Below are 22,435 nucleotides of genomic sequence, written 5' to 3' on the forward strand. Positions count from 1 at the left end.
TATTCTCGTATTTGGAAGCGATTGATAATGAAAGTGTGTTAACTATTGAGCGAGGTTAATTTAAGTTGATTTTTCTGGCTTTAATCTTGTGACTTTTTACCGCTTCTGTGGTGATCGTCTCTGCTTGAGTCGTCACTCTGCCACTGCGCCCATTGTAGTGGGTCGAGGTATCTTGGCTTTTTACCGTGACTTCCTTTGTCCCTTCTAAAACAATTGTCTCTGCCTTGAGCGTCAGCGACCTTCTGTCAAGACAGGACACAAGAATGTCCTTTAATATGGGGAGCGAAGGGTCCATGTTCATAAACTCAATTTTGCAATCAAGCTGATTATCAATGGCAAGCTCAAACTGCTCAGACGTAAAATCACCACTCGTGCTTGCCCATATAGGCACGCCCGAGGGATTTCCCTCAAAATCAATCAGAACTTGTTTGTTATCAGAATGTACCTGTTTAATTTGCCCAACACGCGCACAACGAAATACGTTGTTAGGTCCCTGCTCTGTGGTGCTCATTGCAATGATGCTCATATAATAGTTACAGATAATGGCGAATCTACCATTGCTTGAGAAGAAAGAAAAATGTCGAAATAACAGCAACAAATGTTAAAATCACCAGAGAAAGACACGTTTTACCATGTTAATTTAGGGCATTTGAGTAATGTCAATTAAATCCACCTGTTAAAAAGCCTATCCAAGGAAGAAAATTAATTTAAAAGGCAGCAGAAGTTCACAGTTTTTAATAGCTTAAGTATGCGATTTAGAGATGATAAGTACGAATCGCAACGATATCTAGGTTTACTTCATTTGGACAAGGTTTTGTAGGGGAAACATCTGACCTTTAGCAGTGTAGAGTATTTATTCTAACTATTTTGGGACATTTTCATGTTTCATCCACAGTCAGTACTTCTCTGGACAAAAATGTTTCACTGGCTGTACTAAATTAGTAAAATACGGATCATCTTGCTTTATAGCAACAACTTCTGTACTAAAACATGACGTTATACTGACCAAAATATTCCATTCTTGTTTAGTGTGAGCCAGCCATATACACAACCAGCTTAGTCCGCGACCTATCTGGCAAAGAATACAGCTAACCCCCCTGATGTTTAGCACTGCAATTTGTAAGAGGTTGTCGTATTTGGTTCGTAGGTGAAACGTTCTGGATCCGCTAGCTAAAGTAACTCGCGTTTTTTACTATACGGTGCGCACGACAAGGCCTTACAATTCCACAATCAAATTTTCTTACAGGCAGTCGCAGTTCAGACATTCAGTGCCGAATTTGGTAAAGCGACTCCCTCCGTTTTCTCCATCAAATGGTTCGTGTGACACGATGAACGCTAAGCGTTTTCCATTTGCTCGATGGTCGCTAAATTCGCCAGCTTAAACTTATAAAACCGCCGTATGCCTTTTTGGTTATCCTCATCTATCTGAGCCTGCGATCGAGCATCGATGTACCACTTTTTCTCAAGGATCCACCGAAACGCCGCGCGCTCAGTAACGTAAAGTTCCTCTTCGCCTTCGTCAATCCCAAAATCCGTGATCACCCGCATGCGCTGAGTTTGAGATAAACTCTCATGCAGGGTCAGTACGAGAGGGAGCCTAAGGTTCCACAGCGTATCTTGAGATAGAACCTCCCCACTTTTTTGTTTGGCTTCATTGGACTCTAATTCTTCCTTGACGGCTCGCACTCGCGCAAAATGAAAGTTCTTAAATGCCAGCTTTGAACTTTCTGATCGATCAAAGGCGCGAAACAACCAGCTAGTCCCATCGTGCATAATCGCCAAAGGGACTAAGATTCGTGTGTCATGGTTATCACTATTTTCGGAAAGGTAGTTGCACGAAATGGCATAGTGCCCCGATATGGCTCGGGTGATCTTGGCCACATTCTCCAGATTAAGTTGATTAGGAATTCTCCCGATCAGCTCAGACGTCACATCGGACTCGACAGGACGAGAGTATCGGTTAAACCCATTCGCCAACATTCCTAGAGCCTCATCAGGGTCAAAGGCGCACAGAGGCACAAATGTCTCTCTAAGAATGGTGTTGGTTTTTTGTGTTTTGTTGTTGGGCCTTATTGTCGCGTACTGCGTCAACACTCGTGATGCCGCCGCCTCAGCGATCCCAAACACCGCGTTTAAGTCGGCTCGACTTACCCGACCGGTAAAGAACAACTTGAAATCAATATACTCAAGGCGTGGGGTTATCTGCGCGCTCACATCCCCATCCTTACCTACAGCATGTAACGTCATAACTCATCTCTAACCACTTATTCATTGCTTAGACTACCAGAACTATACACCATGAGTCGCTTTAAAACGAATGAAATACTAAAATTACATTTTTAATATATCATTTTGATATAATATCTTGACCAGTTCCATATGCAGATCTACACTTAATGCAAATAAGTGCGGATAAAATGTCTCGAATACATCACCTTAGAATGCGCTTTAGCTCACACCGTGCAAATTACTTCAGAGTAGAAATAGACCATGACACAAAGCCAGACACTCTACGAGGGTGCGCAAACCATCGGTGACGCATTCTCGGAGACAAACGCCAGGGAAGCCGATAATGCGCCATCTTCTCTTAACCAATTACTAAATAACTTATTGGTTTCTGGTGCTCGGCTTGATATTGATCCGGATCAGTATCTGTACTTGGCCGCCATGCACGCTTGGGAAAGGGACATCGATGATAGCCTCAACCTCGTACAACAAAGCTTTGATGAAGAGACTGTGCAAGCGGTCGTGCGCTATGTCGATGCCTATGCTGGACGCAACGAAGGCCACACTGAGTCCAGGGTCAGCAACTTTTTAAAATGGGGCGTCGAACAACGTATCATGACGTTTGCAGGGACATCAATACGCGATGACAACCCGCAATATCGCCTCACCCAGTTGGCGCAAGATCTGCTAAAACCGTACTTTAAAAATGATAACTTCGATCAACAAGAGAGCCTCAGTCAACGATATAAACGCATTGAGGTGCTACTCAGTGAAGTCAATACCATAGACATCGAAGAGCCCGAAGCTTGGTATGAGGCGGTGCACTCGTACCTGCCCACCCTCCAGGATTTGCTTGGCGGGATTTCTAAGAACCAAGAATTACTCATCGCTCAGTTCTCTAACGAGCAGCAAATCATCAAACAGCAGATCAATACCTCCATTGTTGATGATATGTCTGCACTCTTGAATGTCGCCGATGAACTGATGCACCAAATCAATGATTTGAAAACCATAATCTTTACGGGTGTGGATCAGGTAATAATGAACCTCGCCACGCTACAGCAAACCGCAGTGCTTCGCTCTGCGCCCATTCGATTAAGAAATAGCCTCGAAGAGATCGAGGTATTTTTAGAGCGCACATCCGAATTTGCCAACATGTCACTGATTGACCTTATCGCATTTCTCGATAGGGTAATGCAAAGTATCCGGCTGCGCCTCACCATCGATCCGAATGCGAACCTCGCGCACCTTATTGATTCTGCCATTGAGTCTACCAAAGGCCACTCTTGGGCCTTGGCACTGCCGTATCAAGAGCCATGCCTTCTCATGCGTGAGTGGTCACCACCCCCACCGCCGGTCGATGAAAGTCTGCCAGTACTGGAAATGGAAAAAGAGCGGGTAGTGAGACAAAACCCAACACACTTGTTGGTTGATTTGGCCAACCAAATTGCCGAGCAAGCTCTGAAAAAACATCACCGAGTAGATCTCGCCGACCTTCTCAGCCGGATCTTAAAACCCCAAGACAATGGCTTTGACGAAACGGATCGCCATCGATTGGCCGTGCTGACTCTTAAAGCCATCACCACAATTGCACCGATGCCAAGCGAACTGATCCACCCAGGTTGGGTGCCTATCGATGAAGACAACCACATTTTTATTGAAAATATATGGGTTCAAGGCCGAGCCCCATCGGAGAGCGACACATGAATGAAGAAACCAAAACGTACGAATCGATCCTCGATGTCATGGCAGACCCCTTATTTTCACAGGTAGACACCATGCTGCGTGCAGGCATTAATATCGTCCCAGAAGACGACACACTCCACAGCTTTGTTAACGCGGCTTACGAGCCATTGAAAGCGTATTTGTCAAGCGTCTACATCACACTGCGCTGCTCACCTGAACAGGTCTATTACAGTCACATGCAGCGCCGAACTGGCGTGCCTCACCGCACCATGAGTGAGCTGTCCATGGTCGTTGGCCTTACCATGGTGTCGATGCAGTTGGATTTACGTCAATCGCTTGAAAGCTCAGACTGGGTCGCTGTCGATCATTTGATTGACCGACTAATAGAAAAGCTGCCAGAAGAGCGAATTAAAGATCTCTTTGGTAGCCGTCGATCTACCACCGTCAGCACCCAATTTGACCAAGTCAAAATTCGGGATGAGGTGATGAAATGCATTCGAGACCTCAATCGTAAAAGCTTCATCCGTATGGATACCGCCACAAATCAGTACATGACCACTGCCGCCATCTATCGCTTTATCGACCCGCTAAGAGGCATTGTCACCGCCGACGAGATCCCCAACAAACTGATTGAACTGAGCAGAGCTGGGTATTTGGTGTCGAGCACAGTACAAGCCGACACCGAGGATGATCTTATGATTGAGCGTCCGCACTGGACTAGCCGCGTGGAAGACGATTCGCCCGATAACCTAGACCTTTTTGATTTAGACAATAACGAGGACGATACCGATGAGTAAGGCATTTCCAATATTGCGTTCTTTAAGCCTTGTGAACCTGAATGGCATTACAGTGAGAACGCTCGATCTCGTTGAGTTGCAAGAGTTGTTGTCTCCAAGCGCTTATTCAAGCTTTGGCAACACAGTCAGCCTGCTTGGCGAAAATGGCGCGGGCAAGACCACCATACTAGGTGCCTACCAATTGGCCCTGATGGGGGACATTCGCTTTGTTTCTCTTGGTACATCAGATACATTTCAAAAGACTCAGAAACTGGCTGATAGTGAGATGTTTCATCGTCTGGGGAACCCTTCGATGGTGGCACTGGAGGTGCAAACCCGCAGTCAGCAAAGGCACCTTTATTTGATCCACGCAAAAAAATCCAGTGGCATCAACATTGAGATGACCCGTATGCGCTTGGTTCTACCCAAAGGCGTTGAGCCTATGTCTTGTCTTGCCCTGCAAGAAGGCCATAGCTGGCGGCCTCTAACTCCTCACATGGTTCGGGATACCGCTGCATCTCTTGGCTGTGAGTTAACTACTTACGAGAGCGTAGAGGGGTACTTGCTCGATCTCTTTAATGACGGGATCTTGCCCAAGCCATTGCAAAAGGACAAGGACAAGGCCAATTATGCGCAGGTGTTCCACAGCGCAATGAGCGGCCGGCTTGATTCCAATATCGAGCGCAATTTGAGCAGCTACTTGATGTCGCATAGCCGAGGTAACATAAAAGGGGTTGTGGATGTTCTGCAAGACTCCATGCGAGTGGTGCGTCAAACGCGCATTGAGCTCTCGAAAAATTCAAAGGATTACACCTTTTTTAAGCAGCTTTTAGAGCATGCTACAAAGGCCTCATCCTTCGGCTGGGCAGTGGCGGAAAAACAACTGATTTTGGCCGATGAGCAGCTCGAATCAGCACAAGGAGCGCGCATTGCAGCCAATGAGGCACTCGACAAGGCGCAAGCGACAGTAAAAAAATTAGGCGCTGAGCTAGAGCAACTGCGACAAACCCGCGATACACTCGAACAAAAGCGCAACAAAACCGAAGAGCGATTGCGATTAGCTATGGTTGCGGCTGATGAGTTCGCACGTCGCGAACGATTCAAAGAAGATCTCAACACCCTTACACCGGAAGCTGAGCTGGCAAAAAACGCGCATCAAAATGCGCAGCAAGACTACCAACGTGCGTCCGAGGCACTCAGCCAAGCCCAGCAAGATCTTGCAGAAACGCAACAGCAATTAGCCGATGCGGTCAAAGCGTTTGAGATCACATCAGAGCGCGCTGGAAAATATGAGTTTGCGTGCCGCCAACTCAAAGCTGTTGAAGCCTTTCATGGCCATGTAGACCCAGACAACTTACAAGACCCTATGCAGGCCTTGGCCGCAACTAAAACCCAATGCGGACAAAACCTCAACGAGCTTGAGCGTCAACTGCAACAGATGAACGAGATCCGTGAGACCTATCATCAGTTCAGTAAGCAGCTTTCAATTATTGGAGAAACGGTTGATCCTAATAACCTTCAAGACTGGGTGCAGGCGAAAAAACGCCACCTCCAAGAGAGCCAACTGATCGCAGCCAACGAGCCGTATGAAAAAGAGAAACTTCAAGCCTTAAATATCGAGCTTGAAACCCAACAAAAATATCGGACTTTACTCACATCTACTGAACTGGAAAACCAACCCGATAGCGTCCCTACCTTCATGCAGGCCGTTACGCTGTATCGCCAGAAAGTCGACGACGCCGGTCAGAACGTAGTCGCAGCCAAAACCCAATGCGACGAGCTGCTAAAGCAGCAACAACGACTGAACATTGAGCTGGTGCAGACCGAAGCCAAGCACGAAACCTGGTCACAACTGCAGCCTCAAGTTCGTCTTTTGACCCAAGCTTACCCTGATCAAGCAAGTTGGACAGGCAACGATTGTCTCGAACTACAAAAAACTCTTCGAATAGAAAACGATGCCCTAACCGAAACTATCACCGAGCACAGCGCCGCTATTTTGAAATTCAGTGCTGATCTTCAGATCTTAAGAGACCGCGACTCGAGTCACCTTGAACTGCTTCGAACCCTAGCCTCAGACGTTGATGGGCTCCCTATTTGCGATCTGTTTAACGACATCGACCCTGAAGATGCGCGCTACATGGAAGCCGCCCTTGGGAGCCTGATGAGCGGCATTTTGGTGGAAGATCCTCACGCAGCCTCGCGTACCTTACTAGCGACCTATGGTGATGATTGGCCGTTGGAAGACTTGGTACTTATCCCAAGCGGACGCCCGATTTCTCAATGGAATGAATCCTTTGAAGACAAAGAACTGTTTGAAGATATCACCGCGACGTTTATTGGCGCTGATGAAAGCACCGAAGCGCCTTGGTGCGTATTAACGTCAGGCGAGGGTCTTCGCATCAGTCAACTTCGTGATGCTCCAGTGCTGGGAGATAAAGCGCGAGAAGCGCTCATCACCCGCCTAGAGTCTCAGATTGAACGCCACGAATCCGATCGCAGTGATGCTACCGATGCGCACGCCACCCTGACGCAACACATTGAAGCGTTGCGAATGGCTCTACCGAAAGCCACTGTCGCTTTTGCTGACGAACCCGATCTAGACGCAGCAAAAACGAAGATCAAAGACATCGAGCGCGCCCTTTCACAAGCCAAAATGGAATATCAGTCGCTTTGCAATACAGAGGATGCGGTCAAACATAGCCTATCAATATTGACGCAGTGTGAGCCGTTTGCCCACAGCCTGTATCGCGACATCGTAGCAGACATTACCGTGTGTGAAGCGGCTATCGCACGTTGCACGGAAGCGCAGCTAGAGATCAACCAGTTTTCACCCTTGTTTAAAAACATTGATACCGAATGGAAACTCCTACAACAGCCCTATCCTAACGATCCTGTATCACTTGAGAAACAAGTACTCGATGAGCAAGCGCGCTATGAAGCCGCCAGCGACCAACTCAGAAGCATGGAGGCACTCCATGAGGTGCGATTCCACCTTGGTAAAACGTACTCCCAAGCAAAAGCCTTACTGGGAGACACCAGCCATAAACAGGACGCCTTGAAAGAGCAAGCCAAGCAGATCGCAAGCCAAGCCATGCAGCTTGAGTGCAACAAAGGCGCGGCGGAAACTGCACGCGATAGCGCGCAGAAGCGCAGTATCGAAGTGAGCGCCAAACTTAATCACCTTGAGTCTGAGTTAGGGCGCGTTGAGGTCGCTCTAAAGGACGTTGGCATTGACTACTCACCTGGTCTCGAAAAGCGCTTGCAAGAAAAGAAGTCCTGGCTTGAGGATGAGTATAAATCAGCGCAGCGCAGCGCCGATACGCACAGTGAATCGCTCTCCAAAGCCAAGGAGCACCATCAACAAAAACGCAGTGACGCTGACCTAAACCTACAAAAAGAAGCGCAAGCGAGAGCCCATCACGAGAAAGCTGTAACCGAGCGCCAATCGGTAATGGGCGTGATCTCAGATGATGGAACCACCGCCGTCCTAAAAGACACAATGACTTCCATGCTCGAACTTGACGCCATCAACCAAAGAGACACCGCATTTCAGAAAGCACGCAGCTTCATCAGCAAAGTCAACGGCTGTGCGCAAGACTACGGAATACCTGTTACCGATCCCATGCTGGCATTTGGACAAACACTCACCGGCACTGATCTTGTCGCGCTATCGCATCTTTACTGCGAAGCCGTTAGCCTACTTAAGCGACGCATACGTCAAGACCTTATCCAGAGCGGCGATCCTCAGGAAATGCTTATGGATCTGGACAAGGCGTGCCGAATGGCCCGAAAATCTCTTGATAACGCAGAGGAGATGTTCCAAACCAAGCGTAGCGAACTGGGGGATGCCATTGCGAAACGCATAACCGATGAGCAGCGCGCGGTTCGCAAGCTCAGCGCTCAATTGAATGGCATCGGTTTTGGCCAAGTTGCGGAAGTACGTCTTGTCACCGACTATGTGCCGAAATTCGATAAAGTGCTCGAAGCGCTTCAACAAGGCTCGCAACTCATGGACGACCTATTTGCCGACGCCAGCACAGTCGAAGAAGCGTTGTCCGACCTTTTCCACCGAGCCACAGCCGGTGAAATCAAGGGCGAGAAGCTGCTCGATCACCGTAATTACTTAAGGGTTAAGACGCAGATCCGCCGACGTGGGCGCAATGAATATGAAGATCTTGAGGGCTCTCAATTATCGACTGGCGAACGTCTTGGATCAGGCCTCGTTGTTTTGATCAGCATCATCAAGCACTGGGGAAGCGCAGGTCATGGAAAGAAGCCATTTGCAATCCCTTTAGTCATGGATGAGGTGAGCCGCCTCGATGCGCAAAGCCAAGCCACGGTTTCCGAGCTCTGCCGCCGCTGCGGGGTTCAACTTTTGATGGCCGCGCCTGAAACACTGGGTAAAATCACCGGATTGGGGTATCAGTTGGTGCGCGTTTGGCCTAATGGCGTCAATCTTGAAAATCCAAGTCAAGACTATGAAGCCCGCTCTTGGGTACAGATCACCGGGCTGCAAGACAGCACTGAGCTCACCGTCGACAGTGAGCACGTGCTAAACGGCATCCTGGGTAAGTCTTAGTATGAGTAGCGATTTATTGCAAAAGTTGGGTCTGCCGCGCACGCAAGTAGCCGAAGTACTGACCCGACTTGCCACCAATAAAAAAGTCATTGAACGGCAAAAAGATGGGCCACTTCTCGCCCATCTCGAGTCGCTGCGCATCGCCCATTGCGCAGGACGACTGTGGCACTTAGACAACCCAGAGAGACTTGACCAATTGCGCCAACAAATCGGCCTAGAGGAGGGTCATGCAACTAAGGCGCGCGGTGCTATCGTACGTAATACTGAACTCGTTCATCACAAATGTGCTGCGGCCTGGCGAGGAGACAGCAAGTCTGGCCGAAGCGAACCGCTTCTTCCGACGCAAGCCGTGACAAGCGATGAAGTGATCAGAGTGCGAAGCAGCAAGACTGGATTGACCGTCACCTACCCAAGTTGGCAACAATCGGTCGATGAAGAAACAGAGGCACGCTCAGAGTGCACTATCCCTGAGCGCTTGTGGCGTGGAAAGCACAGGCTCTCTTTTGCGGACATCAAACTCATCATGACAGTTGAAAATCTTGGCGCTTTTGTCGATCTGCCTTTGGTTGAGGGGCTTGTTCTGCTGTATGTACCTGGCCTTAATCTTACCCACACAGAGCTATTGGCATCCCTACCCGCCACCGTACCTTGGGTGGCCTTTCCTGATTATGATCCGAATGGCCTATCGATTGTCCAAACAATGGCGAACAAGCTGGGACGTCCTGCACGCATTTGGCTTCCCAATTACTGGCAGGATCAGGCGGCGCAGCGCAGTCGTGAGATGATTGGCGCGAGTAAGCGTGGCTGGCTTGACGCCCCATCCTTAAGCCTACCGGGACTTCGTGATGTGCAGCGCTGGCTTGAGCAAGAAGTCCTTGTCTTAGATCACCGATGCGATGCAGCGCTAAATGACTTGGTCAGCGACGAGCTGGGTATTGTGACACTCAACTAACTAACGCTACCACCAGACTGACTCTGGTGGCGCATCCCAACTTTTCGCTCGGAAACGGTCGAATGTGAGATCACCGCTCTCAAACTGAACGCACCAGAGTGGCACTTATTATGATCCTATGTATCACTTATCTTTTTTAACTTCACTTCGACTCGTGACGTCCAGAACGAGAGACTAAAGACTGTTCGATCTCTAAGAAGCTTCTGGGGCAAAGGCATGTTACGGCTATATTGTACGTCCTGGCTGTAACTGCTAGGTAAGCCCCTCCAGTTTACTAGGAATAATTTATTGGTGATGCCTATCGCACACGCTCGATAGTCTCTGAAATCTTAGAACCCCTCTCCCAAGCCAACCGAGGAAAGTTGCCATTTTGACGTCTTAAAATGCTATGCGCGATTATTCAATTTCAAAAACTGTGTCAGGCATCTCAATCCCAAACAAAACTCTGTTAATCATACTGTTAGCTCCTATATTGAACTCAAGGGGGGAGCTGTATGTTTTTGCAAAGGCCAACGCCACACAATGATGAAAGCTTAGATAGCTTCTTTATCCGAGTTGCCAACAAGAATGGTTATGATGATATCCATCGCTTCCTAGAATCCACCAAACGCTTCTTACAAGGCATTGACGATCACGGCTATCAGACCTTTCCAACGGATATAACCCGCATAAACCCATGCTCGGCCAGTAGTAGTTCCAGTTCCCGAACAGCTTCACTCCTTAAGCTCGCTCAATTAACGTTTAATGAGCCACCCGAGTTGCTAGGGTTGGCAATTAACAGAACAAACATGAAATACTCGCCGTCAACTAGCGCGGTTGTTAGAGGTGCAGAAGTCTTTCCTCGCGGTTTGCTTCGGACTAACTCCACACCCTGCTGTCCTTCGTGCCTACAAGAAAATGGCTACGCCAACTACCTTTGGCATTTTAAGGGATACGATTACTGCCACATTCATGATGTTTCTCTGACCCTCTCCTGCGTCTGTGGAACAGAATATGACTACCGAAAATCTGGTTTAAAAGGAATTTGTAGCAATTGCAAAGAACCTATCATCGTAAAGAGTCGAGAGAACAATAACGAGGCAAAATCCACTGTTGCAAACTGGCTTGCAGGCAATGAATCTAAAGATCTACCAGACGTCCCTCGAAGCTATCGCTGGGGCTTAATTCATTGGTGGACACACCTTAATGGCGACAAGTTTGACCATTGTTCATTCACCCAGTTTTTCTCAAACTGGCCAACATCGTTCCATTCAATGATCGATGATGAAATCGAATTCAATCTTGAGCATGCTATTGTCAGCACATCTGAATTGCGATTAAAAGATCTTCTTGGTCGGTTGTTTTTCGGTTCAATTCGGTTACCTGAACGGAATCTTCAAAACAATATCGTCCTAGGTGAGCTTCTCAGCCACTTAGAAAAGCGTTTATGGCAAAACAAGGGATTAATCGCGAACCTCAAAATGAACGCGTTAGAAGCGACTGTATTGTTAAATTGTAGCCTAGATCAGATAGAATCCATGGTTGAACAGCGCATCTTGATGCCAAATCGTAAAACTAAACCCAATATGCCTCTGGAGGTTCACGATTACCTATTTCATTTCGGCGATATTTTCTGTCTTTGGTTAGCTGAATTCCAAACTGATGAGTTTAACCGTTCGTTCTATGTATCGAGGTGGTAAATGCAAACTCTGAAAGAGCTAATCGTATCCAATCCTGACGACTTAACGACTGAGCTTAAGCGAGCATTTCGTCCACTAACACCGCATATTGCAATTGATGGTAATGAGCTTGATGCACTGACGATATTAGTCAATTTAACCGATAAGACTGATGTTCAGAAAGACCTGCTCGATCGAGCCAAATGCAAGCACAAACTTCGAGATGAAAAATGGTGGGCTAGCTGCGTAAATTGCGTTAACTATCGACATAGCCATAACCCAAAATTTCCTGATATACGTTCTGAAGGCATTATTCGAACCCAAGCGCTAGGTGAGTTACCGAGCTTTCTACTCTCCTCTTCAAAAATCTCACCATATCATTGGTCATATAGCCATGATTCAAAATACGTAAATAAGAGCGCATTCCTCACCAATGAGTTTTGTTGGAACGGGGTGATATCATGCTTGGCTGAGCTTCTTAAAGATGTTGATCATCCTCTTTGGAAAACTTTAACGAAATTGGGTTGCTATCAAAAAACTCGAAAAGAAATGGCAAAAAAATTAGCGTCAATTGCTCACACGACCATCAATGTCACACTAGCACCAAATCACCTGACGCAAATCTCTCTACCCGACAACGAAGGGTCCTATATTTCACTATCACCTGTTGCATCTCAGACTATGCAAAGCCACTTTCATCAAGGGCTCCAAGATGAATATCGGCATAGCGCGATAACGCGGTTTAGTCGAACCACCAACATGGGTGTCACGTCAATGACATGTGGCGGAGCATTTAGAATGTTAAGGTCTAGAGCTAAGTTTTCAAGTACCTCTCATCACCGATTAAACAGTAAGCGAAGTTGGTTAACATCAGAACATGTTCAATCATTGAAACAGTACCAGCGACTTAATCAACGCCTCATACCTGAAAATGCACGAAAGGCGCTCCGTAAAAAATACAAAATTGAGATTCAAAAGATGGTCAGCGCTTGGCTTGCGCTGCAAGACCGTACCCTTGATTCGAACATACTTATCCAACATTTGAATCATAACTTATCTTGCCTAAGAGCCACCAAGCATTTTGCCTACGATCCAGCGATGACCAAACTCTTTATTGAGCTTTTGAAACGAGAGTTCTCTCATTCAATCAATAATGGCATGCAGCATGCCAGTGGATCGTTTTTAGTTCTACCGAATATCAGGGTTTGTGGCGCAACAGCTTTAAGCTCTCCGGTAACGGTGGGGATTCCGCCACTTACCGCTTTCTTTGGCTTCGTTCACGCATTCGAGCGGAATATAAATCGCGCTACGTCAATCTTTCGTGTCGAATCCTTTGCGATATGCGTCCACCAATTACATGTCGAAAAGCGAGGTTTGACAGCAGAGTTTGTGGAAAAAGGCAACGGAACTATATCCGCTCCCGCAACCCGTGATGACTGGCAGTGTGATGTCGTATTTAGTCTTATTTTAAACACCAACTTTGCTCACCGTATTGACCAATCTACGTTAGTTACATCACTACCAAAGCGATTGGCTCGAGGTTCAGCAAAAATTGCAATAGATGACCTTAAACATATCAATTCATTCTCCACATTAAAAGCAGCTATCGAATCTCTGCCAATGGAAGCTGGTAGGTGGTTATCACTTTACGTACAGCCAAGCAATAACCTCGGTGATCTATTGACGGCGATAAAAAAAGACCATCACCTTATGGCAAGCTGTGTCGGTTACCACTTGTTAGAAGAGCCCAAAGATAAACCAAACTCTCTCAGAGGTTACAAACACGCTTTCGCCGAGTGCATTATTGGGCTCATTAATTCAATCACCTTTAGCTCAGAGACCGATGCCAAAACAATCTTTTGGTCGCTAAATAACCATCAAAACTACCTAATAGTACAGCCAAGGATTATCAACGATGAAACTACCGACGAATCTTGCCTATGAGCGCTCTATTGACCCATCAGATGTCTGCTTTTTCGTCGTCTGGCCCAATAATAAAAAAACACCTTTGACTTACACATCTCGAACTCTGCTCGGGCAAATGGAAACGGCGTCGTTGGCCTATGATTCATCTGGTAACCCCAAAGAAAGCGCTACAGCTGAGGCTTTGGCTCAAGGGAATCCTCATCAGGTCGATTTCTGCCACGTTCCATATGGTGGTAGTCATATCGAATGCAGTTTCTCCGTCTCATTTTGCTCTGAACTACGCAAACCGTATAAATGCAGTTCAAGCTCTGTCAAACAAACATTGGTACAACTGATCGAGCTCTACGAAACGAAAATCGGCTGGACTGAGCTAGCAACCCGATATTTGATGAATATTTGCAACGGTAAATGGCTGTGGAAAAATACTCGCAAAGCTTATTGCTGGAACATTGAACTTACTCCTTGGCCATGGAACGAGGAAAAGGTTAAATTTGAGGATATCCGTAATAACTACATGTCACGGCAAGACTTTGAAAATAATAAAGATTGGCCTGCTATAGTTGAAATAATCAAAACCGCATTTTCTAGTACTAATGGGCTGGCGATATTTGAAATCAAAGCCACCTTGCACTTGCCAACCAATGCTATGTTGCGGCCAAGCCAAGTTTTCACAGAAAAAGAAAGTGGCAGTAAAAGTAAATCTAAATCTCAAAACAGTCGAGTTTTTCAGAGTACAACTATTGATGGTGAACGAACGCCAATACTAGGTGCCTTTAAAACGGGAGCAGCTATTGCAACCATTGACGACTGGTATCCTGAAGCAACAGAGCCACTCCGGGTCGGACGGTTTGGCGTTCATAGTGAAGATGTTACTTGCTACCGTCATCCGTCTACAGGAAAGGATTTTTTCTCGATACTTCAACAAGCAGAGCACTATATTCAAGTGTTGAGCGCTAACAAAGCTGCCGATCAAGACACTATCAACGATATGCACTTCTTAATAGCAAACTTGATTAAGGGCGGGATGTTCCAGCACAAAGGGGACTAAACATGAAATGGTATTACAGAACAATCACCTTTCTTCCAGAGCGATGCAACAACGAGACACTGGCTGCAAAGTGCCTTCACGTTTTACATGGATTTAACTATCAGTATGAGACACGAAATATCGGTGTTTCATTTCCTCTTTGGTGTGATGTGACGGTTGGAAAGAAGATTTCATTTGTCAGCAAGAACAAGATAGAACTCGACTTACTGCTTAAACAGCACTATTTCGTCCAAATGGAACAACTTCAATATTTTCATATATCAAACACTGACCTCATCCCAGAAGATTGTACGTACGTTTCATTTAGGCGCTGCCAATCCATAGATAAAGTCACACCAGCTGGGCAGGCAAGGAAAATCAGACGCCTGGAGAAGCGGGCTCTATCTAGAGGCGAATCGTTTGACCCATCATCTTTTGCTCAAAAAGAGCATAATGTAACAGCGCACTACCACTCACTTGGGGAGTCAAGCAAGCAGACGAACCGCAACTTTCGACTCAATATCAGGATGCTCTCGGAGCAACACCGTGAGGGGAATTCGGTTTTTAGTAGCTATGGCTTATCAAATTCAGAAAACTCGTTTCAACCTGTGCCCTTAATCTGACCCTTATTTTCTAGGTCGCTACAACCATTTGAAACTATTAGTGTTTTAATATACTGTAAGAAAAAGGGTAAAAAGCACTTCTTAGCATCTAATTAGTTGAAAATAATGAGCTAAACTTTAATTGATAACGGTGAACTGCCGAGTAGGTAGCTGATAATTCGTAATCCTGAGTGATACGTGTGAATGAAGTGTGAACTGCCGAATAGGTAGAGTGCACCCACAACATCAACACCGTTACTTCCCAAACAGCCGCTCTGCTGTTTGCTTTAGCCCAAAAAGAGGACTATAATCCCCAATCACTACTGAGAAGTAGCTGATAATAAACGAACCACCTTCATTCGAGTACAAGAACAATTTACTGCTGAATAAGTAGATAACTACGGAAGAAGTTCTCTAACATCACACTCGAGTACCTTCGCCAACTGATAGGCTTTCTCAAGTGTGATGTTTACCTCCCCTCGTTCAATTCTCCCAACGTAACTTCTATCAATGTTTGCTCGCAAAGCTAGTTGATCTTGGGGCACACCTTGATCTCGGCGTTTATTGCGTAGGTTGATTCCAAACCGTTTCGCTAAGTCTTTCATTTAAATCGATTCACAAAATGAAAAACTATCTACGCTTGATGCAAACATTGCCACGGACTATAATCCGCAAAATAATCCAATCTGAACGTTTCCAATGAACATAAAGCATCGAATTAACAGCGATATCTATCAAACACTATCTTTACCTTCCTTAAATCACTTCAGTGTGATCGAAGTCAGGAACAGCATTCAATCAAATTCTAGTAAATACGGGAACAATAATAATGCTCGCCTGTTCGTTGCAAGACAGCTTCAATCTCTTGTTGAGGCAGGCTTAATTGTCTGCAAGGGGACTGGGCGCAAAAAAGTTTTTACAAAAACCGACCTCTTCCATGAAGCCGATTTTGAGCTTATCGATAAACGTAATTCAGGCAGCACTTTGGTTAAGAAAGCGCAACAAAATGACAACTGCTATTCTTCAATATCTGCCGAGCTAGAAAAAGAAAGAACAGATATTGAAGCCGAACTCACTGTCACGTTAGCTGAGATAGAAGAATACAAGGATCTGATGCGAAGATCTGCTGAATTAAACTCTCTTCTGCGCCCATCATATTCCGAAACAGCTCAAAAGGCAGCAACACTCATGGCTAAACTGAATGTACGAAGTGGCGTGTTAGCTCTCCTTAGAAGTAAAGAGGCACCAACATGTTAAGGCCTTGGCAAAATGATTGTATAGAAACCGCAGTAAAGAAGTTTTCCATCGGTAACAAACATTTTCTCACGCAAGCGACACCTGGGGCCGGAAAAACGCTCATGGCCGCCACTCTTACGAGGAGACTATTCGAATCAAATTCAATCGATATCGTTGTCTGTTTTTCACCATCAAAGGAAATTTCAGATAATATCAAAGACTCTTTTTCATCGGTCCTAGCCTGTGAGTTTGATGGAAAAATAGGTTCCGTTGGATGTTCAATAACGTATCAATCAATGCGATTCTTGCCGCCTACGTTTTGGTCGACACTAGCGAAGCATCGTGTTTTTTGTGTTTTTGACGAAATACACCATTGCGGCGGAGACAACCAAGAGAACAGCAACTCTTGGGGACAAAGCCTACTCACAGAGGTTCAGGCCGCGGCCAAATATACTCTAGCATTAACAGGGACACCATGGAGATCTAATCTCACACCAGTTACCTTAGCCTCATATACTGATCCTGAAGGCCAGATAGTCTGCGACTATCAATACTCACTCGCCCAGGCCGTACAGGATAAGGTATGCCGCAAACCCAAAATTGTCCTAGTTGACTGTCATCACTCAGTAGTTTCAGGTTCAGAAACTCGCGATAGCTATCGATCAATGAGCGAACTAATCGAGAAAGGGAAAGTCAGTTATTCGTTGATAATACAAAATGTTGACGCCCTTACTCACATTTTGAGTCAAGCAGTTAATCGCTTACAAAAAATCAGAAGAACCAACAAAAATGCCGGTGGCCTCATTGTTGCCTCTTCTGTAGAGCACGCAAAATACATAGATAAAATCCTGAGAGAAGATTTTAATCAGTCGACAAGTTTAGTCACCTACAGAGAGCAAAATGCTCAAGATTTAATAAACCAATTTCGAAAAAGTAATACTGAATGGATTGTGAGTGTTGGGATGGTAAGCGAAGGCACTGATATACCACGTCTTCAGGTATGTTGCCATCTAAGTAACGTGAAAACGGAACTTTACTTCAGGCAAATTCTAGGGCGTATCCTTCGAACGACCCCATGTGCAAATCAAGAGGCGTGGTTCTATACATTTGCAGAACCAAACTTGAACCGATTTGCAGAGGAAATAGAAAATGACATTCCTGAAACTTGTATGTATATCAAGGTTAAACAAGATCTTTCTGACTATACCGACGTTCTAGCGAATGAGGTAAATGCCCCTTTTTCAAGTCAGGGTATACCCACAGTCTCCAAGCAAAATCTACTCTGGAAAAGCGATCGCTCCGAACTCTCGACTCACAATTTAAATACTTACGATAGCACCGAGGTCATATTAAACCGTTTCAAACAAAGGGTGATTGAGGCATTTAGGTATGTATAAATCGTCTAGGTGCTGCCTGCTAGAGTACCGCTTTATTAGCAGAGCTGTTTCGAATTATAGTCTCAACTAATGACAATTTAGCCTGCTAATTTCAATAGGATCCAAACTTTAGATTGCTATACTAATTCTCATATGACCAGCTGTAACATAGGAATGTAATGAACTATTATGCTGAGGATCTCTTCTAGGTAATGTTAACCTGGAGGGTATATGAAAAAGCTAAAACAACAGTACCGACGTCGCAATACGGCGCATGGAAGCTTATCTATGGGATGTGTATCCCAGCGTACGTAGTGGAACCCACAAACATTTTTCAACCAAGCAGGAGAAGAGCTATTTTTTTCTCCACAAGGTTGAATACAGTGAGTACCCGCTTAAATTACGACCTGCTAAAGGAAAATCACTAGCTACCCCTTGGGATGACCATCCAGCATATGTATATGATGTTGCTAAGTGCTGGAAGCACAATTCTAAAAGGCGTCACCAGTACTACAAATAAACATCATCGAGCCTCGCTAATGCGGGGCTTATTACTATCAATCTACATGTTGGCTGCCGACTAGCAGGTAATCTTTCACTGTTATTACGCAGCTTGCGAAACGCAAGTTGCGTAATGAATGAACTCAAAACTGTACCAAGCCGTTTCAAAGTGCGTGCTTTTGGCTATAGAACATAATTAATGTGCAAAATATGCACATTAATTATCAAGTAACTATCGAGTATTCCTCGGTAGTTGAACTGTTGTAATAATTTCCTGAACAACGATAAAGCTCAGTTATTGCAGGTTCTGCAACAACTTATATCTGCCCTAAGTTTGTTTCCACGCATTCACACTAACGGCAGTCTAGCTGATTTTGCTATACTGCAACTAATCTAATTACCCTGTCAGGCTGTATGCGATGAGCAAGAAAAAGTTGACCGAAAAAGAGCTGTTAGAAGGAATAACTCCTTATAATGCCCACACTGATTTGATTGCCAAGAGTGAAACAAAGCTTGATTGGGTATCTTTCGCCGACGGCGTCGAACGGGTTACCGATGATTTTATGGCTGACCGAAATGAGGTTTTCGGTGAGCCCGGTTCAAATTTGGTGAATCGACACACTTTCGTTTCAGACCTCACCTTAGCTCTCGATAGTCTTCCTGATGGGGATATTGAGCTTTGCGATTTAGCTAATGAAATTGGTCGAGTCATTGCTAATTTAAACTCATCACATAAGAGTGATTTGCGTGAAGCAATTCGTGGCCTTGAGCACGGATATGACTCGATAGCCCTTAAAAAAAGGTACTAGTGATGAGTAAATGCACTAATAAGTGTCACAGCAATAATGTAGATAAGCTCAAAAGGGATGTTTCTGGATTAAGGCAGTCAACCAAACAGCTACAGCTTTTAACCTGGTGTGTATTTGTCCCCGTTACTGCCATTTCAATCATTTACCTCTTAATTTCTTAACAATCATTTGAAACTTTGGTTCTAAGGGTTAATCAGTCCTAGCTTGGTTTTGGCCCAAACCTTTTGAGAGTCTGCTCACTTTTAGATAACAAAGAGTAATGTTCTTGGTTGCCATCCAATTGGGCAACAGCCTGTTGGACAACGCTAGCCCATAATTGTGCAAGTTGCATGTTCGTTCCAATTAGTGGCAATCTCTTTTTGGTATACTAGGCTAAGCGTGTCATAAAATCACCATGTGAATAGAATAAGGTTCTAAGCAGCAATGAAAGTTAAAATTGAGAAGACCTGTGATGGTGAAGCTTTCTTCAACATTCCAGAAATACTGCAAGAAGAATTGCAATGGGAAGAAGGCGATCAAATCGAATGGCTCGACAATAACGATGGCTCATGGACTTTACGCAAAGTTGAGCTTGAGGATGATACCCAGTCGAAGTCTATAGAGTACATTCTTTCACAACATCCTACTTTAAAAGAGCAAATGGAGGATGTGTTTGAGGACTCTGGTTTGAGAGCAGAATGGTTAACTTCCGCAATTCCAGCGCTATCTGGGCTAACTCCGCTAGAAGTTGTACTTAACGGTGATTTAAAACGCGTTTTAGATGCATTAAATCGTATCAAGTATGGTGATTTTTCTTGAGATGCTTTTATCTCAAAAAAATCAGGTTGATATGTTGAGCCATTAGTCAAATCTTTCCAGATGAAGCCTACTTTGCAAGGCAAAGATACGCTACATGGGCTGGAACTAACTAACACTAACACGCCGCTTGTACCCAATCATAGTCTGTCTAAGAACCTATGTCGTAGAACCAAACAGACCAACTTTCCCTGCGGTGTCAGAAAAGTTGCTTTGTGACAATCGGTAGGTTTCTATTTAAGCCGTATATCCGTACGTCAACTTATTGATCTCTTCTGTCACCAGAATGATACCGGTTTTTGTGTCACAGAGTGAAAGTGGAGTTTCGTTTTCAAACACCAAACTGGGTTTATTTAACCAGCGTAATGTCACATCACGATCACCAAAATACTCATCTGCTTCTTTGACCATACCTGCAAGCATAAGAGCATGTTCACTGGCCGTTGGGCTTAGCGTTGCGTTCGGCTCTTTCATTTTTCGCTGGAGAGTACGCAGATTAACGCCAATAATTTTCGCGTAATCTTTCTTAGTCAAACCAAGAGTTAACATTCCTCTATCCAGCGTTTTAACAGGAAGCCCTTGACGAATAATTTTTAGACTATCAATTACGCTCTGAGCTTTACGCTTCTCACCTCCGAGCATTTCATAAGCTGCACTGAACATTAAAGTACCTCCGAATCTAACTACATTTACACAATAGGTGACATATGACGTAGCCTGATAACTTTAACACGGAAATGTTTCGACGTTTGCTAGTTGCATAATCTTTTCAATTAATAGCAAGCTGGCTTTGCTCACTAGAACTAATCCAAGCACGAATTGTTGTAAATGATATAAACGAGCAGTGGTTCATGGAACACAGCTATAATAGAGGAACTGATAGGATTGTTCGCTAGTAATAATTAGCGCGTCTATATAAACCATCAGAGGACTGATCTGCTCTAGTCAGACTGGAGCAGATCAGTCCTCTTTCCGGAGAATTGGCTAGAACACTTAGAGATAAGAAAATAGGCTGGATTAGAATCACTAATACCGACCCCAATTCCATTAACTCAAAAGAACAATTAGATAATTTTTCAGATCTTGCTAGGAAAGCTATAATGTAGTGAATAAGGGAATTTGGCCTGCCACATGTAGGCTGGTCGCTTGGTTACAATACCAGAAATAATCGGAAAAATCAGGGCTCTGTATGGTTCATAACTCAGAAATGTCCAAAAACGAGGTATTAGTGGCATAGGTTTTTTGTGGCATCGGCTTTTCCTGACACTGGATCAACAAAGCACTTCAAAATATGTCTCTAGGGGAGATGTCCTGTTCTTGCTGGTTAAGATAGTTCTCCCATCCGATGTCTTTAGGCGGCTGGTTAATCTTTAGCTCGTTCACGCTTACCCGAAAAGGGTTTTGTTTTTCGCATGCAGCCTTACTAACTTTTGGAGCCGCGTTGGCAAAATGCTCGAGTAAAATCTTATTTGATTTATCTCGTAATGCGAGGCGGCTTGACCTATTAATTAGCTTTCTTATGCGTCGTAAATTACCTTGAGAGAAGGCGTATATACGTTTCATCATCTCAGGGGATGCAAGAGCTGAGGATTCATGAAACGGAAGCGCTTCATCAAGCATTGTAAGAAAAGTTTTATAAAGAGTGCGATTTTCTTTATTGTTCAATCGAAAAGGCTCTAGTGTATGTTGTAACTCAAAGCGCCCCGCTAATTGGTTATTTGCCTCCAAAATCAGCACTGAGTAAGGCATCCCAAACAGCACCACTGGAATCTTCGAACGAACGATTAGCATTTTCAACCAATCAGCAGCGCTATGTAAGATTTGTTTATTTTTCCTGTCAATCATGTGCTGAAATTCATCAATAATGATTAACTCCACTCCACACAATTTCATTAAATCACTCATTTCTTTCGCTATTTTGACCGGATCATTCCCTCTTGAGAAAGCTAGCGGGTCTCCAAGATCAGATAACAATTGTTCAGAAGCTGTTATTGGGGTGGCATTTGGAGGAAGTGATGTGGACAAAATAGGTATGATAGAGCCATCATTTGTTTCAGAACGAGGGTTTTTAGCTAAGTATTTATCAATTAACGTTGTTTTACCGGCACCCGTATCTCCTACGACAATCATACAGTCTGGCTCATGGATACCGTCACTGAACTCTCGACAGTCTGAAATATCGTCAATGATATCGGTAATCTTGGGGTTTTGGATAAAGATCTGTTTGACTTTATCAGCTGTTGTTTCAACTTTTTGACACTCCATATCAACTACCTCAATGACAAT

18 protein-coding genes are annotated in these 22,435 nt (G+C 44.9%); 12 read left to right on the forward strand and 6 right to left on the reverse strand.

Going from position 1 to position 22,435, the window contains the following annotated elements; all coding sequences use genetic code 11:
- Positions 1–55: 55 nt before the first annotated feature.
- Positions 56–526 (reverse strand): hypothetical protein, encoded by a 471-nt coding sequence (locus tag DPF90_RS10360; RefSeq protein WP_162814019.1) that lies wholly within the window; start codon positions 524–526, stop codon positions 56–58.
- Positions 527–1,335: 809 nt separating this feature from the next.
- Positions 1,336–2,247, reverse strand: a complete 912-nt coding sequence (locus DPF90_RS10365) for a BrxR family helix-turn-helix transcriptional regulator (RefSeq protein ID WP_114786262.1) — start codon at positions 2,245–2,247, stop codon at positions 1,336–1,338.
- 411 nt (positions 2,248–2,658) lie between these two features.
- Here DPF90_RS10365 and DPF90_RS10370 point away from each other — a divergent pair, with 411 nt between their 5' ends.
- The 8 genes from DPF90_RS10370 to cas6f all read left to right on the forward strand — a co-directional run bounded on the left by DPF90_RS10370 (position 2,659) and on the right by cas6f (position 15,453).
- Complete coding sequence (locus DPF90_RS10370; RefSeq protein ID WP_162814020.1) at positions 2,659–3,933, forward strand: hypothetical protein; 1,275 nt, start codon at positions 2,659–2,661, stop codon at positions 3,931–3,933.
- Complete coding sequence (locus DPF90_RS10375) at positions 3,930–4,709, forward strand: chromosome partition protein MukE (RefSeq protein WP_162814021.1); 780 nt, start codon at positions 3,930–3,932, stop codon at positions 4,707–4,709. Before DPF90_RS10370 ends, DPF90_RS10375 begins: the two co-directional genes overlap by 4 nt.
- Positions 4,702–9,267, forward strand: a complete 4,566-nt coding sequence (gene mukB, locus DPF90_RS10380; RefSeq protein ID WP_114786265.1) for a chromosome partition protein MukB — start codon at positions 4,702–4,704, stop codon at positions 9,265–9,267. The genes DPF90_RS10375 and mukB overlap by 8 nt, the downstream gene beginning before the upstream one ends.
- A gap of 1 nt (position 9,268) precedes the next feature.
- Positions 9,269–10,219 carry a hypothetical protein gene (locus tag DPF90_RS10385; RefSeq protein WP_114786266.1) on the forward strand — a complete coding sequence of 317 codons (951 nt, stop codon included), beginning with the start codon at positions 9,269–9,271 and terminating at the stop codon, positions 10,217–10,219.
- Positions 10,220–10,713: 494 nt separating this feature from the next.
- The gene (locus DPF90_RS10390; protein ID WP_114786267.1) at positions 10,714–11,898 is read left to right on the forward strand and encodes a TniQ family protein; all 1,185 of its coding nucleotides are present in this window, start codon (positions 10,714–10,716) and stop codon (positions 11,896–11,898) included.
- A complete protein-coding gene (locus tag DPF90_RS10395) occupies positions 11,899–13,821 on the forward strand; it encodes a type I-F CRISPR-associated protein Csy2 (protein WP_114786268.1) in 1,923 nt (640 codons plus the stop codon).
- On the forward strand, positions 13,793–14,851 hold the full coding sequence (gene csy3 / locus DPF90_RS10400; RefSeq protein WP_114786269.1) for a type I-F CRISPR-associated protein Csy3: 1,059 nt from the start codon (positions 13,793–13,795) through the stop codon (positions 14,849–14,851). Before DPF90_RS10395 ends, csy3 begins: the two co-directional genes overlap by 29 nt.
- Before the next feature lie 2 nt (positions 14,852–14,853).
- Positions 14,854–15,453, forward strand: a complete 600-nt coding sequence (cas6f, locus tag DPF90_RS10405; protein ID WP_114786270.1) for a type I-F CRISPR-associated endoribonuclease Cas6/Csy4 — start codon at positions 14,854–14,856, stop codon at positions 15,451–15,453.
- A 377-nt stretch (positions 15,454–15,830) separates the two neighbouring features.
- On the opposite strand, the gene DPF90_RS10410 is transcribed toward cas6f, so the two are convergent.
- A complete protein-coding gene (locus tag DPF90_RS10410) occupies positions 15,831–16,037 on the reverse strand; it encodes a helix-turn-helix domain-containing protein (RefSeq protein ID WP_114786271.1) in 207 nt (68 codons plus the stop codon).
- Between the two features lie 94 nt (positions 16,038–16,131).
- On the opposite strand from DPF90_RS10410, the gene DPF90_RS10415 reads away from it, so the two are divergent.
- The 3 genes from DPF90_RS10415 to DPF90_RS10430 all read left to right on the forward strand — a co-directional run bounded on the left by DPF90_RS10415 (position 16,132) and on the right by DPF90_RS10430 (position 19,354).
- Complete coding sequence (locus DPF90_RS10415; protein WP_114786272.1) at positions 16,132–16,689, forward strand: hypothetical protein; 558 nt, start codon at positions 16,132–16,134, stop codon at positions 16,687–16,689.
- Positions 16,683–18,065, forward strand: coding sequence for a DEAD/DEAH box helicase (locus DPF90_RS10420; RefSeq protein WP_114786273.1), 1,383 nt, complete (start codon positions 16,683–16,685; stop codon positions 18,063–18,065). Before DPF90_RS10415 ends, DPF90_RS10420 begins: the two co-directional genes overlap by 7 nt.
- A gap of 899 nt (positions 18,066–18,964) precedes the next feature.
- A complete protein-coding gene (locus tag DPF90_RS10430) occupies positions 18,965–19,354 on the forward strand; it encodes an AbrB/MazE/SpoVT family DNA-binding domain-containing protein (protein WP_114786274.1) in 390 nt (129 codons plus the stop codon).
- 199 nt (positions 19,355–19,553) lie between these two features.
- On the opposite strand, the gene DPF90_RS20515 is transcribed toward DPF90_RS10430, so the two are convergent.
- Positions 19,554–19,685 (reverse strand): hypothetical protein, encoded by a 132-nt coding sequence (locus DPF90_RS20515; protein ID WP_275895328.1) that lies wholly within the window; start codon positions 19,683–19,685, stop codon positions 19,554–19,556.
- Positions 19,686–19,777: 92 nt separating this feature from the next.
- On the opposite strand from DPF90_RS20515, the gene DPF90_RS10435 reads away from it, so the two are divergent.
- Positions 19,778–20,152, forward strand: coding sequence for an MbcA/ParS/Xre antitoxin family protein (locus DPF90_RS10435; RefSeq protein ID WP_114786275.1), 375 nt, complete (start codon positions 19,778–19,780; stop codon positions 20,150–20,152).
- A 234-nt stretch (positions 20,153–20,386) separates the two neighbouring features.
- Here DPF90_RS10435 and parS read toward each other — a convergent pair whose 3' ends face one another.
- Together parS and DPF90_RS10445 are read right to left on the reverse strand one after the other, a co-directional pair.
- Positions 20,387–20,812 (reverse strand): type II RES/Xre toxin-antitoxin system antitoxin, encoded by a 426-nt coding sequence (gene parS, locus DPF90_RS10440; protein ID WP_114786276.1) that lies wholly within the window; start codon positions 20,810–20,812, stop codon positions 20,387–20,389.
- Positions 20,813–21,433: 621 nt separating this feature from the next.
- A complete protein-coding gene (locus DPF90_RS10445) occupies positions 21,434–22,414 on the reverse strand; it encodes a TniB family NTP-binding protein (protein WP_114786277.1) in 981 nt (326 codons plus the stop codon).
- Positions 22,415–22,435 lie beyond the last annotated feature (21 nt).

It is taken from the genome of Vibrio tetraodonis (assembly GCF_003350295.1).
GTDB lineage: Bacteria > Pseudomonadota > Gammaproteobacteria > Enterobacterales > Vibrionaceae > Vibrio > Vibrio tetraodonis.

Coding starts and splice junctions, on each gene's coding strand:
- DPF90_RS10385 (WP_114786266.1), top strand. CDS start 9,269: ATGAGTAGCGATTTATTGCAAAAGTTGGGTCTGCCGCGCACGCAAGTA.
- DPF90_RS10390 (WP_114786267.1), top strand. CDS start 10,714: ATGTTTTTGCAAAGGCCAACGCCACACAATGATGAAAGCTTAGATAGC.
- DPF90_RS10415 (WP_114786272.1), top strand. CDS start 16,132: ATGAACATAAAGCATCGAATTAACAGCGATATCTATCAAACACTATCT.
- DPF90_RS20515 (WP_275895328.1), bottom strand. CDS start 19,685: ATGCAACTTGCACAATTATGGGCTAGCGTTGTCCAACAGGCTGTTGCC.
- parS (WP_114786276.1), bottom strand. CDS start 20,812: ATGTTCAGTGCAGCTTATGAAATGCTCGGAGGTGAGAAGCGTAAAGCT.
- DPF90_RS10420 (WP_114786273.1), top strand. CDS start 16,683: ATGTTAAGGCCTTGGCAAAATGATTGTATAGAAACCGCAGTAAAGAAG.
- DPF90_RS10365 (WP_114786262.1), bottom strand. CDS start 2,247: ATGACGTTACATGCTGTAGGTAAGGATGGGGATGTGAGCGCGCAGATA.
- DPF90_RS10360 (WP_162814019.1), bottom strand. CDS start 526: ATGAGCATCATTGCAATGAGCACCACAGAGCAGGGACCTAACAACGTA.
- DPF90_RS10395 (WP_114786268.1), top strand. CDS start 11,899: ATGCAAACTCTGAAAGAGCTAATCGTATCCAATCCTGACGACTTAACG.
- DPF90_RS10410 (WP_114786271.1), bottom strand. CDS start 16,037: ATGAAAGACTTAGCGAAACGGTTTGGAATCAACCTACGCAATAAACGC.
- DPF90_RS10430 (WP_114786274.1), top strand. CDS start 18,965: ATGAGCAAGAAAAAGTTGACCGAAAAAGAGCTGTTAGAAGGAATAACT.
- mukB (WP_114786265.1), top strand. CDS start 4,702: ATGAGTAAGGCATTTCCAATATTGCGTTCTTTAAGCCTTGTGAACCTG.
- DPF90_RS10435 (WP_114786275.1), top strand. CDS start 19,778: ATGAAAGTTAAAATTGAGAAGACCTGTGATGGTGAAGCTTTCTTCAAC.
- DPF90_RS10445 (WP_114786277.1), bottom strand. CDS start 22,414: ATGGAGTGTCAAAAAGTTGAAACAACAGCTGATAAAGTCAAACAGATC.
- csy3 (WP_114786269.1), top strand. CDS start 13,793: ATGAAACTACCGACGAATCTTGCCTATGAGCGCTCTATTGACCCATCA.
- DPF90_RS10375 (WP_162814021.1), top strand. CDS start 3,930: ATGAATGAAGAAACCAAAACGTACGAATCGATCCTCGATGTCATGGCA.
- cas6f (WP_114786270.1), top strand. CDS start 14,854: ATGAAATGGTATTACAGAACAATCACCTTTCTTCCAGAGCGATGCAAC.